This is a genomic window from Streptomyces sp. NPDC031111, from assembly GCF_055570675.1.
Genome location: NZ_JBVIGS010000003.1, coordinates 502,125 through 514,804 on the forward strand (window position 1 = coordinate 502,125; position 12,680 = coordinate 514,804).

A 12,680-nucleotide genomic window follows, 5' to 3' on the forward strand; every position below is an offset into this window, starting at 1 on the left:
GGAGTGACGGGCGTGCTGGTGGGTCTGGGTGTGTCCGCGCTGTGTGCCGTCGCCGCGCTCATCGCCGCGGTGGGGGCCGTGGCGATGGCGCTCCCCGGCCGGCCCCAGCCGTGGGCCAGACATCTGCTGGGCCGCGCGGCGGCAGCGGCCGCGTGGGCGGCCGCCGCCGTCTACACGCTGGGATTCTTCGCCGTGCTGATGTCGGAGCAGGATTTCGGCGACGGCGCCAACTCGGTTCCGGCCCCCGCCTGCCGCGACGGCTTCGACCAGGAGACGACGCAGGGGCTCTCCCACCACCGTTCCTCGTACCTGCCGCTCCGCTTCGACTGCGTCCGCCACGACGGCTCGGTCTACTCCAGCGATCCCGGCTACGTGTGGATGAACTGGGCGACCCTGTCCCTCACCGTGGCCGCCGTCCTGCTCGCCATCGGCACCCTGTACGCACCCGGATCCCGTACCAGGATGAGCGCGACGGCCTCATGACGCTGCTCCTGGTCTTCGCCGGGCTCGTGGTCGGCTGGGTCGCGCTGCGCGGGCTGCTTGCGCATCCGCTGCTGCCTTCGTGGGTTCGGACCTCGGTGTTCTGGTCGGTGCCGCTCGGCGCCCTCACCTGGGCCGTGATCATGACGGCGGACGACGCCTTCCTGTTCCCGGACACCGCGCCCTGCCCGAAGGAGCCGATGGGGAAGGGCATCCTCGGCGACGGGGAGGTCTCCGGAATCTCCACCCCGTTCCCACCGCGCGCCTACTGCCAGTGGGAGGACGGCACCGTCTACGACCTCGCGCCCGGAGCCGAGTTCCTGTTCTGGGTCTTCTTCGCCATGACGGTCGTACCCCTCGGGGCGGGACTGTGGCACGCCCTGCGGGAGCCGAAGTCACTCCTGCGGTAGCCGGCGGCGGCGTTCAGCCCCGCCGCACGCCCTTGACCGCCCGGTTCCGCCACAGGCAGTACACGGCGGCCGGGTCGTCCCAGTACCGCCACGGGAGGGCGCCCACATACCCGTCGACCAGCCGGAACTGGAGCAACGCCGCCTCGTGGCGGCCCTGCCGGGTCAGGAAGTACGCCAGCAGATGCCGTACGGACGCCGTGTCCGGGTGGCCCTGCGGCGCCTCGGCCACGTCCGCGAGGACCGCGTCGACCATGGCGACCAGGTAGGGCGCCCGGAAGTCGTCGTCCTCCGTGTCGTCGTCACGGTGCTCGTACCACGCGATCAGCGGCAGCGCGCTGAGCAGGCTGCCACGCGGCGCCCCGGCCATGGCTTCGCGGGCGAACGACACGGCCAGATCCTCCGAGCCACGCCACTTCGCGCACCAGTACTGAAGCGCCGCACAGTGCGCCCCGAAGTGATACGGATCCCGGGCGGTGACCTCCTTCCAGATCCGGCGCATCCTCTCCCTCGAATGCCCGAGGCCCAGCGCGGTCCAGATCTCGGAGACGTACGGCGAGGGGTCGTCGGGGTTCAATTCCGCCGCGCGCGCGTTCAACTCCCGCGCACGCGCCAGCGTCTCGTGAAAGCCGGCGAACTGTTCCCGGCTGGTGTCCTTGGCCCAGCCGCCACCCCGCAGATGCCAGGCCAGGGCCACCGTCGCCCGCGCCCGCACCAGCGACACGTCCGGATCGTCCGGCCCGACCGCGGCCTCCCACGCGTCCAGCCAACTCCCCTGACGCGCCGCCCGGTGCGAACCGAGCACGTCGGCGTGGAACGAACGGCGCCCCCAGTCACGCTGCTCCCTGCCCCGCGCCAGCAACTGCGCCGCCGGCTCCCAACGGCCCCGCGCGGCGGCGGCCTTGGCCCGCTCCAACTCCGCGTCGGCGGCGGCCTGCTGGGCGTTCTGCTCGGACTGCGGCAGAAACCCCAACGCCTCGGCCCGCCGCGACGAACGCTGCGAGGAGGCAGGCCCACCCATGAGCCGACGGTAGTAGACGACACCGACCGCCACGACGACCGCGAGGACGACGACACGAGCGACCTCCACGATCACGCACCGTCCTGCCGGTTCACGACCGCCACCAGGGCGCCTTGCGGACACACGAGCACACGCATCGGGGCAGCGTCCTTCACGGGGGAGAGATGAGGGAGACGGAGTATCACCCGTGGATGTCATCTCCCGCAAACGTGTTGATGACGCCCTCCAGCAAGCCGACGGCCTCGCGCCGATCAGTCAGTGCCCGCCGCCCCGCGGACTGCCGGTCGCCTGTGGGGGCGGCGGGAGTCCTGGATCAGTAGCCGTAGATCATCTTGTAGGCGACCTCGGGGAGGAACTGGCCGGCCGTGGAACCGGTTCCGACACCGCAGTTGCCGTCGGACTCGCCCGGGGTCTTGATCCACAGGAGCATCTCGGCGCCTCCGCCCGTCCGGGTGGGCGTGCCGATGCGGCGGCCGGAGGGGTTGCACCACTGGCCGTTGGTGCCGTTGCCGTTGCGGCTGGTGTCCACGACGAACGGCTTGGTGTAGCCGTAGCGGGCGGCCAGTTCGTTGTTGACGGCGTTGCCGTAGGCGGTGTTCTCGGCGGTGGTGATGTAGTTGGAGACGTTGAGCGAGAAGCCGTGGGCCTGTCGGAGGCCGGCTTCGTGGAGGCGCCGGGCCATGGTCGCCGCGTCGGCCCAGCGCGGGTTGCCGGCGTCCATGTAGACCCACGTGTTGGGGGCTTGGCGGTTGAACTCGGCGAGGGCACCGGCGAGCATGGCCTCGCGTTCGTCGATCTGGGCCTGGGTCATGCAGCCGTAGTCTCCGAGGGAGTCCGGTTCGAGGACGACGACGGCCGGGCGGGCCCCGATGCCTCCGGCGAACTGAGCTATCCAGCCGGCGTAGGCGGACGGCGAGGTGGCTCCGCCGGCGGAGTGCCCGCCGCAGTAGTCACGGTTGTAGATGTTGTAGGCGACGAGGATGGGCAGCTTGTCCCGTTGGTCCGCCGCTCCGACGTAGGCACCTGTCGCGGTGCCGATGGTGCCGCTCCAGGAGCCGAACCAGCGGGCCATCGGTGTGTTGGCGATGGAGGCGTTGATCGCGGCGGCCCGGCCGTCGCCGGGGTTGGCGGCCACCCACCGCCTCGCGCTCGAGTCGGGGTCCACGTAGAACCCGTTGGTCATGGTGGTGGGGTCGGCCGCGTGGGCGGACGGTGCGGCGGCGAACGCCAGCGGCAGAGCACAGAGCGCTGCCATCAGGGTGCGGAGTGTGCGGCTCAAGACAGTACCTCGTTTCATAGGAGGTGTGCTCTGGGAGCGCTCCCACTGGAAGCGGTCCCAATCGTGTGGGTGGGTGGTTGAGGTGTCAATAGGCGGCGCAGCATTCGACTTTCACAAGGGGCCGCCGGTCCTGGAGGCCACTCACACTGGAAGCGGTCCCAGTTCTGCGTCCCTGTGCGCTCCCCGCCTGTGAAAGACTCACGAGCCATGGCAGAAGCAGCGCCGCGTCGGCATCCGACGCTCGATGAGGTGGCCGAACGCGCCGGCGTCTCCCGCTCCGTGGCCTCCCGCGCCCTCAACAACGCCCCGCACGTCAGCCGCGCCAAGCGCGAGGCTGTCGAACGGGCCGTGCGGCAACTCGGCTACGTACCCAATCCGACCGCCCGCGCCCTGGCCACTCGTCAGACGGGAGCGGCCGCCCTGGTCGTCTCGGGGGAGGATCCGTCGATCTTCGCCGATCCGTTCTTCGCCCGGGTGATCGTGGGGGCGTCGGCCGCCCTGGACGAGGCGGACCTGCATCTGATGCTGTGCCTGGCCGCTTCCGACCGGGGCCGCAAGCGGGTCGAGGAGCTCCTGCGGTCCAGGGGCGCGGACGGTGTCATGCTGATGGCGCTGCGCGAGGACGATCCGCTGACCCGGATGGCCGACGAGGCGCAGATGCCCGTCGTGTTCGGTGGGCGCCCGGTCGGTTCGACTCCCCGGTGTTACGTGGACGTGGACAACGTCGGCGGAGCTCGCGAGGCGACCGAGTATCTCGTCTCACTCGGCCGGAGGCGCGTGGCCGTGATCTGCGGGCGTCTGGACACCGAGGCCGGGCGCGCCCGGTACCGCGGCTACCGGGACGCCATGCTGGGCGCCGGTCTCGATCCGTTCCCGCCGCTGGAGGGGGATTTCACCGAGCCCAGCGGAGCCGCCGCCATGGCCGCGCTGCTGGCCGAACACCCCGACGTGGACGGCGTGTTCGCCGCCAACGACAACATGGCGGCGGGAGCGCTGCGCACCTTGCGGGAGGCCGGCCGACGGGTCCCCGCCGACGTTTCCGTGGTCGGCTTCGACGACCTGACGGTCGCCCGGATCGCCGATCCGCCGCTCACCACCGTCCATCAGCCCATAGAGGCTCTCGGACGGGAGATGGCGCGTATGCTCGTCGCGCTCGTCAACGGCCAGGACCCCACCCCGCTGGTCCTCCCCACCCGCCTGACCGTCCGGGCCAGCGCCTGACTCCCCACTGTCCGGGAGGGGCGGGCCCCGGTCCGAACGGGTTGCTCTCGGACGCGGCGGGCAGGACGGTCGCGGCCGGCACGCTCAGGACGGATGCCCGGCGAAGGCCGAGCCGTTTCAGCGGGTTCACGGTTCTCCTGGTCGGGCCGGGGCCGAGGGCCGGGCGGTGCGGTCGATGGATCGGTTCAGGGTGGTTCAGGGCGGTTCAGGGTGTGGACAGCTCTAACCGCGTGACGCGGACCGCGCCGCCGAGGGCCTGAGTGGCGTGGTTGAAGAGGGCGAACCGGTAGCCCATGAAGAACCGCCAGTCGTTGCCCATGGAGAAGGCGGGTCCGAGGCGGGTGAAGGTGATGCCGTCGGCGCTGTAGGAGAAGGTTCCGGGGCGCGGTGCGCCGGGGCGGACGTCCGCGTTCGCGCGCAGCCAGACGCGGCCGCCGGAGACGGGCGCGCTCGCGATCTCGGTGCCGGTGCCGGTGGTGTTCCAGTTGCTGTCCATGGTCAGCCCGGTGACCATCACCACCCGTGTCGCACCGCCGTCGCGCTTGAGGCCGATCCAGGCGGAGGAGTCACGCAGCAGCGCGAGCCCGGCCCGGTCGCCGTCCCGCATCGCGGAGTGGTCGAGCTGGACCGTGGCGGTGGAGGTGGGGCCCTGGATTCGGTGCGTGAGGGTGTTGCGGGCCCAGTACAGGTCTTGGGTGACGGTCGCGGTCCGCAGCGTCAGGCCGTCGCCGACCGACCACTTGGTGTTGTCGGGGTTGTGGTTCCACTCCCACCTCGGTTTCAGGGTCGCACCGTCGAAGGTGTCGACGCCGGTCATCGGGGTGACCTGGCGGGGCGGAGTGGGTACGGCCGGACTGGGATACGTGGTGCCCCACGCGCCGTTGACGAGTTGTACGACGGGCCAGCCGTCCGCGGTCCAGGTGACCGGTGCCAGGGCGGGCATGCGGCCGCCGGGGTAGGCGTCGACGAAGGCCATGTAGTACCAGGCGCCGCTCTGCGTCCGCACCAGCCCGCCCTGGTGGGGGACGCCGCCGCCGGGGATCGGTCCGCGCAGGTCGAGGAGGACCTGCCGCATCGTGTACGGGCCGAAGGGGCCGCTCGAGGACTTGAGGATGTACTGACCGTTCGCCGGGCGGGTCAGGAAGATGTAGTACCGCCCGTCGATCTTGTAGAACCGGGCGCCTTCCAAGGTGCCGACGCTGGACGGTGTCCTGAACACCTCCTGCGTGCGGACCTGGTTGCGGCCGTCGGGGGAGAGCTGGGCCACGCTGATGGTGGTGTTGCCGTACGCCACGTAGAGGGTGTCGTCGGTGTCGACGAGCAGCCCGGCGTCGTAGTAGGGGGTGCTGATCGTCGTCAGCCTGTTCCACGGCCCCTCCACCGCGGTGGCGGTGTAGAGGTACGTCCGGGCGAAGTCGATCTGGCCGAGCCAGTAGAAGGTCCTGTTGCTGGGCCGGTAGGCCAGTGACGATGCCCAGATTCCTCTGACATAGCCGCGGGCGCCGCTCAGGTCGTACTTGGCGCCGAAGTCGAGGACGGGCACCGAGTGGCCGGCGATCTCCCAGTTCACCAGGTCGTACGACCGCAGAACGGGCGCGCCCGGCGAGTAGTGCATCGTCGAGGCCGAGGCGTAGTAGGTGTCGCCGACGCGAATGATGTCGATGTCCGCGAAGTCCTGCCAGATCACCGGATTCGTGTACTGCGCCGCGGTCGCGAGGGCGGGCCCAGGGGGAAGGAGGGCGCCGGCGGCCAGGCCGGTGGCGGCCGCCAGCGTGCGGCGACGCGTGAAAGATTGATGCGACCATGACAGATCCATGGAGGTAATCACCTCGAGTTCAGCGGTCGGAGTGGCCCTGTCGCATTCGAGATATCGAACATAGTGCGACTTGTCGAGCAATCTGGATGATAGGAGGCCGGCGTACCCCGTCAACCCTTCCGCATCAGTCGTGAGCCGATTACGCGCCAAACCCCGTTTCTACAGAGGGTGTTGACATGAACGGTCGCCTCTCTAGTATCCGTGGGGCACTCGAAGTTTCCGAACGTCGACCGAAATTTCGAACCCTCCTTTCTCCTCTCCTTCCCTGCTCTAGGAGTCCCGGTGCCCAGACGATCAGGCGGACGACTGTTCCGCCTCCTCACGGCCGCCGTGCTGACGGTGACCGCGTCCGTGACGGCCTCAGCGCAGTCCACCGCCACGGCCGCGCCGGGCAGTCCGGCGCTCACCCCACCGCTGGGGTGGAACAGCTGGAACAGCTTCGGGTGCGGGATCACCGAGGCCCAGGTCCGCCAGGCCGCCGACGCGATGGTGTCCTCGGGCATGCGGGACGCCGGCTACCGGTACGTGGTGGTCGACGACTGCTGGTTCGACCCGCAGCGTGACGCGCAGGGCAACCTGCGGGCCAACCCGACGAAGTTCCCGAGCGGGATGAAGGCCCTCGGGGACTACATCCACGGCAAGGGCCTGAAGTTCGGCATCTACCAGGTGCCGGGCGAGCGCACCTGCGCGCAGACCGTGGGCACGTACCCGGGCTCGACGGGCAGCCGGGGTCACGAGGTCCAGGACGCCGCCACGTTCGCCTCGTGGGGGGTCGACTACCTCAAGTACGACTGGTGTTCCTCGAGCGGCACGCGTGACGAGCAGGTCGCGCGGTTCAAGCTGATGCGTGATGCCCTGCGTGCCACCGGTCGGCCGATCGTCTACAGCATCAACCCCAACAGCTTCCACGCCATCACGGGGTCCACGTACAACTGGGGCGAGGTCGCCGACCTGTGGCGGACGACAGAGGACCTGCTCGACATCTGGCAGAACGGCAACACCAACAGCTACCCGATGGGCGTCGGCAACGTCCTGGACGTCAATGCGCCGCTGGCCGCACAGTCCGGCCCGGGGCACTGGAACGACCCCGACATGCTGGTCGTCGGCCGCCCCGGCCTGTCACTGACCGAGTCCCGCTCCCACTTCGCCCTGTGGGCGCTGATGAGTGCACCGCTGATGGCCGGCAACGACATCCGCACGATGTCCGCCGACGTCAGCGCGATCCTGCGCAACCCGCGCCTGCTGGCGGTGAACCAGGACTCGCTGGGCGCGGGCGGACGCAGGGTGCGCGACGACGGCAACACCGAGGTGTTCGCCAAGCCCCTGGCGGACGGTTCGGTCGCGGTGGGGCTGTTCAACCGGGGTGGGAGCGCGGCGACGGTCACCACGACGGCCGCCCAGATCGGCCTGAGCGGAGGATCGTTCACCCTCACCGACCTGTGGACCGGCGGCACGTCGAGCACGTCCGGGCAGATCTCGGCGAGCGTCCCCGCGCACGGCGTCGCCGCGTACCGGGTGAGCGGCGGCAGCCCGCTGGCCGCCACCACCTCACGCCTGCGGGGCAACGCCTCCGGCCGCTGCGTGGACGTGGACAACGCCTCCACGGCCGCCGGCGCCGCGACTCTGCTGTGGGACTGCCACACGGCCGCCAACCAGCTGTGGACCACATGGGCGGGCGGCGAGATCCGCGTCTACGGCGACAAGTGCCTGGACGCCTACAACCAGGGCACCACCAACGGCACCCGTGTCATCACCTGGCCCTGCAACGGCCAGAACAACCAGAAGTGGACCGTCGGCTCCGACGGCTCGATCCGCAACGTCCACTCCGGACTGTGCCTCGACGCCAACGGGGCCGGCACCGCCAACGGGACCCCGCTGGTGCTGTGGACCTGCAACGGCCAGGCCAACCAGAAGTGGACCCGCGCGTGAGCGACACGGCACCGGGCCATGGCCGGAGCGACAACACCCTCCCGCCGAGCACCTACACCCTGCACGGCACCGCCTGCGGCGAGCATCCCGGTGGGTGACCAGGTGGTGTCGCCGCTGCTCCGTACGGTTACGGCACAGATCGACCGTCGGCTTCCGCCAGCGCTGCCTCGCGGCAGTCGCGGGGTGAGACGCCGTAGACGCTGCGGAACGAGCGGCTGAACACGGCCTGGTGGGTGAAGCCCCAGCGGGCCGCGATCTCGTGGACCGGTGTCCGGCGCAAGGCCGGGTCGAGGAGGTCGCGGCGTGCGCGTTCCAGTCGCCGGTGGCGGATCCAGGCGGCGACCGTGGTGTCCTCGCTTCGGAAGAGCCGGTGCAGATGACTGACGGAGATGTGGTGGGCGGCGGCGACCGCCGCCGGGGTCAGATCCGGATCGTGCAGATGCCGCAGGATGTAGGCGCGGATCTGCCGGACCAGGTTACGGGCGCGGGTCTCGGGCGGGAGGGTGTCGGCGGCGTCGAGCTGGTGGGCGAGCGTCGCGGCGAGGAGGTCCACGACGACCGTTTCCAGCCAGGGCCCGTCGGCCTCCCGGAAGGAGCCGGAGTTCGAGGTGAGCCGGGTCAGGAAGCCGAGCAGGAGCGCGCCCGGTCCCTCCCGCCCCGGTAATCGTCGCGTCACCATCCGGCCGACCTCGGTCGAGGGCAGCGGCACCAGCTTCTTGGGCACCTCCACCCCCATCGCCTCCAGCGAACCCGTGTGGCAGTCCCATGGCTTCGAGGTGTCCACCACGTACATGTCGGCCGGGCCGTGCACGGCCTCCTGCCCGTCCTGGGTGACGCCTATGGTGCCGCGCAGGGGAAGGGAGAGGTGATAGCACTCCGGGTCGGACCGGCGGATCAGCCTGGGTGTCCTGCGCCACCGGACCGGGTCCAGAGTGGCGGGCCAGACCGATACGTTCCCGAGTGTCAGCAGGCGCATTTCCCCGAGGAAGTGCCGGGTGTCCTCCCGGCTCATGTCCATGGGGCAGATGGTCCGGTTCATCACCTGCCACCACGCGTCGAACCGGTCCGCCTCGGCGACGTCGATCGTCCGGAACGCGCTTTCCTCCAACACGGTTCCCTCCCCGGCCCGACTCATGGGCGTCGGGGCACAGAGTCGCCGCGCCGGATCAACGAGCGATAAACGCCCACGCGGCCACGGTCGGCCCGAAGAGCAGGAACGGCCCGCCGGAGGACCCGGCGGGCCGTCATGCGATGCCGAGGCTAGAACGGCGGGTTGTAGCACATGACGAAATCGACGCTCCCGTCGTCGGGATCGCGGAAGTAGTCCGGCCACTTCATCGCCCGACGGGTGTCCGGCCCGTAGACGCCGTCGGCGGTCACGCCGAGGCGGTTCGCCTGGAGCCACCGAACGGCATCCACCGTGCCGGTGCCGTAGGACCCGTCCGCCCCACCGGTGTTGCTGATCCGGTCGGCGGCATAGGTGCCCGGGTAACAGCGCAGGATCGCCCTCTGGAGCGCCTTCACGGCGTTCGAGCTGCCCGTCCCATACCGCATGTAGCAGTTGATTCCGTTGTCGGTGCGCGCGGGAACTCGGTAGTAGTTGTAGACGGCCAGCCCATCGGTGCGCTTCACCGCCGTGTTGCACGGACCGTAGGCGGCGTGGGCGGGCGCAGTCATCATCGGGGTGGCCGTCAGGCCGCCGCCGAGGAGGAGAGCCAAGGCTCCCAACGCCCCGATCCGCTTGCGGAGCGTCGTGGATACTCGTTGCACGGTGCAGTCCTTCTGGTCGGTGATGCCGTCTCAGTGACGGCGTCGCCCATGGACCTTAGGACCGGGATGAGCATCCGACTTTGTCGTCCCTGCACGGAACTTGGTCAGCAGTGCACGGGCGGCAGCCGCCTAAGCCTCGGGCCCCGCGTGTACACGCCGAGCGCGTTGCACCGCGAGCGGGAATCCCGACAAACTGATGTCCGGAACCGTCTGTGCCGAGGGGGACTTGTGGGGGAACCGACCGAGGTGCTGTCAGGCCGTCTCTGTGACCGACGCGGACGAGGGTCTGCGTCATGAGCCCGGTCCTGGACACCGCGTTCATTCCGCCGCGGGACCGGGAGGAAGTGGTCCGGAACGCGGTGTGGGAATCCGTGGTGGCGGTCGACATCGACCACGGCCCTCCGGCTGAGGACATCTCCGTTCGCATAGGTCTCGGCGCCGTCGGACCTCTCAGGATCTGTTCCGCGAAGGCGACCGCGGTCACCGTCCGTCGTACGGAGCGGCTGGCCCGGAAGGACGAGGAGCCCGCCGTCTTCGTCGGCCTGCAGATGGCGGGCACCAGCCTGGTGGCGCAGAACGGCCGCGAATGCGTGCTGAGGCCGGGGGAGTTCGCCGTCTACGAATCGATCGCTCCCTACACCCTGCTCTTCGACGAGGGAGTCGACCACCACTTCCTGCGGTTCCCCCGCGCGGCCCTCGCGCTCCCCGACCGGTTACTACGTGACACCAGCACGGTCACCATGGGATCCGACAACCCCGTCGCGAGGCTCGCCTTCACCTACTTCTCCCAGCTGGCCGTCAGCGACGAACTGCACCAGGGCACCCTTGCGGACGCCGTCGTGGAACCCAGCGTCGAACTCCTCCGTGCCGTCCTGACGTCCCAGCGCGGCAACGCGGGCCTGGCCAAAGCCCCGTTGGAGGCGACACTCGGCCTGCGGATCACTCAATACATCCGCGCCCACCTGGCCGACCCCGATCTGTCGGCGGCACGGATAGCGGCCGCACACGACATCTCCGTACGTCACCTCTACACCGTGCTGTCCCGCTCGGGTATCAGCCTCGGGGACTGGATCCGCACCCGCCGCCTCGCCGAATGCAGACGAGACCTGGCCGGCCCGAACGGACGGCTGCGAACCATCGCGGCGATAGGCCGGAGCTGGGGCTTCCCGGACGCGACCCACTTCAGCAAGGTGTTCAAACGGGCATACGGAATCTCGCCCAGGGACTGGCGCGACCAGAACCACCCCCGCACCGCCGCGAGGAAGCACCGCACTACGGCAGAGCGGTCCTGCGCTCTGCCTCAGTGAGGGGTGGGCCTTGCAGGTGCGGCCTCCTGGGGCCGATGAGCATGGGGATGAGCATGTCGGGCGAGAACAGGCGGGTCGCGGGTCGCTCCAGGCTCATGACGTCGAGCAGGGCCGCCATGGCGCGCGGATTGCGTGCGCCGGTTTCCACGGCCTTGTCGACGAAGCGCGCGAGGAGACGTTCGACGCTGTTGGGCCGGGTGTCGGTGGCTCCCGGATACAGGGCGTCCTGGCCGACGGCCAGGTCCCAGGCGGCGGCCACTGGTCGTGCGGCAGCGCGCTGGAGACGGCGTGCGAGGCCCGGGTGTCCTGGTCCTGTGGCGCCGAGCGTGTCGCGGACGGCCAGGGCGCACTGGGCGGCGACCGTGAGGCCGTGGCCGTAGACGGGGTTGTAGCCGGCGATGGCGTCACCGAGGACGAGGAAGCCGTCCGGCCAGCGTGTGACCTGCTCGTAATAGCGACGCCGGTTGGCCGTGGCACGGGTGTTGGTGACGTCCCCCAGTGGCTCGGCGTTTTTGACGAGTTCACCGATGATGGGGTCGTCGAGGCTGAGGGCGAAGTCGACGAAGGCATCGGGATCGTCGGTGGGTTCGCCTCCGCGCGTGCCGGCCAGTGTGACGATCCAGCGGTTGTCCTCGATGGGCAGGATGATGCCTCCGCGCCCTGGTGCTTTGGCCGGGTTGGCCTGCACGTTGATGAGGGGGAAGTTGATGTCCCGGGTGGCCTTGGGAGCTTCGTAGAGGCGGGTGGCGTAAGCGACGCCGGCGTTGACCTCTCGCTCCCTGATGCTCGGCGCTCCCAGTTCGGTGAGCCACTGCGGCGCGCGGGAGCCTCGGCCCGAGGCGTCGATGATCAGGTCTGCGCGGAGCGTGCTTTCCTCGCGGCCGGCGCGTACACGGACGCCGGTGACGGTGGTGGCGTTCCCTTCGAGGCGGAGTGCGGTGGTCTCTTGGCGGAGTGTGATGCGCTCGTCGGCCAGGACGCGGTTTCGCAGGACGAAGTCGAAGAGGTCGCGGGAGCAGACCAGGTTGCGGTGATGGGTGGCTGCGAAACGGCGGAACCATACTTCGTTGGGGGCTCGGGAGACCATGTCGCCCATGATGTGAACCAGGCGCCCGCCGTGGGCGACGATCTCGCCTATGAGGCCGGGGAGGAGGTCGTCGATGGCCTTGACTCCTCCGCTCCAGATCAGGTGGGCGTGGCGGGCCTGGGGAACGCCTCTGCGTGGTTCGGGTCTGTCGGGGAGGCGGTCGCGTTCGATGACGGTGACGTCGGCGAAGTCCCTGAGGACTGCCGCGGCGAACAGGCCGGTGGCGCTGGCGCCGATGACCACGGCGGTGGGCCGGCGGGCGATGCTTTCTTCAGCCATGGTGATGTGCGCTTCCTGTGCTGGTCATTCGGCGGCGGACGTCTTCGAGAGTGCGGGGGTGGTGCAGGGCGGATGCGATGCCTT

11 protein-coding genes are annotated in these 12,680 nt (G+C 69.9%); 5 read left to right on the forward strand and 6 right to left on the reverse strand.

The features are described from left to right. Positions 1 to 12: 12 nt before the first annotated feature. Together ACZ470_RS09340 and ACZ470_RS09345 are read left to right on the forward strand one after the other, a co-directional pair. A complete protein-coding gene (locus tag ACZ470_RS09340; RefSeq protein WP_468425937.1) occupies positions 13 to 483 on the forward strand; it encodes a hypothetical protein in 471 nt (156 codons plus the stop codon). After that, positions 480 to 890, forward strand: a complete 411-nt coding sequence (locus ACZ470_RS09345) for a hypothetical protein (RefSeq protein ID WP_468425939.1) — start codon at positions 480 to 482, stop codon at positions 888 to 890. Before ACZ470_RS09340 ends, ACZ470_RS09345 begins: the two co-directional genes overlap by 4 nt. A gap of 13 nt (positions 891 to 903) precedes the next feature. On the opposite strand, the gene ACZ470_RS09350 is transcribed toward ACZ470_RS09345, so the two are convergent. Together ACZ470_RS09350 and ACZ470_RS09355 are read right to left on the reverse strand one after the other, a co-directional pair. After that, positions 904 to 1,977, reverse strand: coding sequence for a hypothetical protein (locus tag ACZ470_RS09350; RefSeq protein WP_468425941.1), 1,074 nt, complete (start codon positions 1,975 to 1,977; stop codon positions 904 to 906). Between the two features lie 244 nt (positions 1,978 to 2,221). Further along, positions 2,222 to 3,205 carry a glycoside hydrolase family 6 protein gene (locus tag ACZ470_RS09355; RefSeq protein WP_468425943.1) on the reverse strand — a complete coding sequence of 328 codons (984 nt, stop codon included), beginning with the start codon at positions 3,203 to 3,205 and terminating at the stop codon, positions 2,222 to 2,224. 189 nt (positions 3,206 to 3,394) lie between these two features. Here ACZ470_RS09355 and ACZ470_RS09360 point away from each other — a divergent pair, with 189 nt between their 5' ends. Then, a complete protein-coding gene (locus ACZ470_RS09360; RefSeq protein ID WP_468425945.1) occupies positions 3,395 to 4,408 on the forward strand; it encodes a LacI family DNA-binding transcriptional regulator in 1,014 nt (337 codons plus the stop codon). Positions 4,409 to 4,613: 205 nt separating this feature from the next. Here ACZ470_RS09360 and ACZ470_RS09365 read toward each other — a convergent pair whose 3' ends face one another. Then, a complete protein-coding gene (locus tag ACZ470_RS09365) occupies positions 4,614 to 6,224 on the reverse strand; it encodes a glycoside hydrolase family 43 protein (RefSeq protein WP_468425947.1) in 1,611 nt (536 codons plus the stop codon). 282 nt (positions 6,225 to 6,506) lie between these two features. Here ACZ470_RS09365 and ACZ470_RS09370 point away from each other — a divergent pair, with 282 nt between their 5' ends. After that, positions 6,507 to 8,153, forward strand: a complete 1,647-nt coding sequence (locus ACZ470_RS09370; RefSeq protein ID WP_468425949.1) for a glycoside hydrolase family 27 protein — start codon at positions 6,507 to 6,509, stop codon at positions 8,151 to 8,153. Positions 8,154 to 8,280: 127 nt separating this feature from the next. On the opposite strand, the gene ACZ470_RS09375 is transcribed toward ACZ470_RS09370, so the two are convergent. Further along, positions 8,281 to 9,264 (reverse strand): AraC-like ligand-binding domain-containing protein, encoded by a 984-nt coding sequence (locus tag ACZ470_RS09375; protein ID WP_468425951.1) that lies wholly within the window; start codon positions 9,262 to 9,264, stop codon positions 8,281 to 8,283. 149 nt (positions 9,265 to 9,413) lie between these two features. Beyond that, positions 9,414 to 9,923: a peptidoglycan-binding domain-containing protein gene (locus ACZ470_RS09380; RefSeq protein ID WP_468425953.1), complete on the reverse strand. Its 510-nt coding sequence runs from the start codon at positions 9,921 to 9,923 to the stop codon at positions 9,414 to 9,416. 293 nt (positions 9,924 to 10,216) lie between these two features. On the opposite strand from ACZ470_RS09380, the gene ACZ470_RS09385 reads away from it, so the two are divergent. Beyond that, the gene (locus ACZ470_RS09385; protein ID WP_468425955.1) at positions 10,217 to 11,230 is read left to right on the forward strand and encodes an AraC-like ligand-binding domain-containing protein; all 1,014 of its coding nucleotides are present in this window, start codon (positions 10,217 to 10,219) and stop codon (positions 11,228 to 11,230) included. Here the strand turns inward: ACZ470_RS09385 and ACZ470_RS09390 are convergent. Beyond that, positions 11,196 to 12,596, reverse strand: coding sequence for an FAD-dependent monooxygenase (locus tag ACZ470_RS09390; protein ID WP_468425957.1), 1,401 nt, complete (start codon positions 12,594 to 12,596; stop codon positions 11,196 to 11,198). The genes ACZ470_RS09385 and ACZ470_RS09390 overlap by 35 nt on opposite strands. Positions 12,597 to 12,680: the final 84 nt, after the last annotated feature.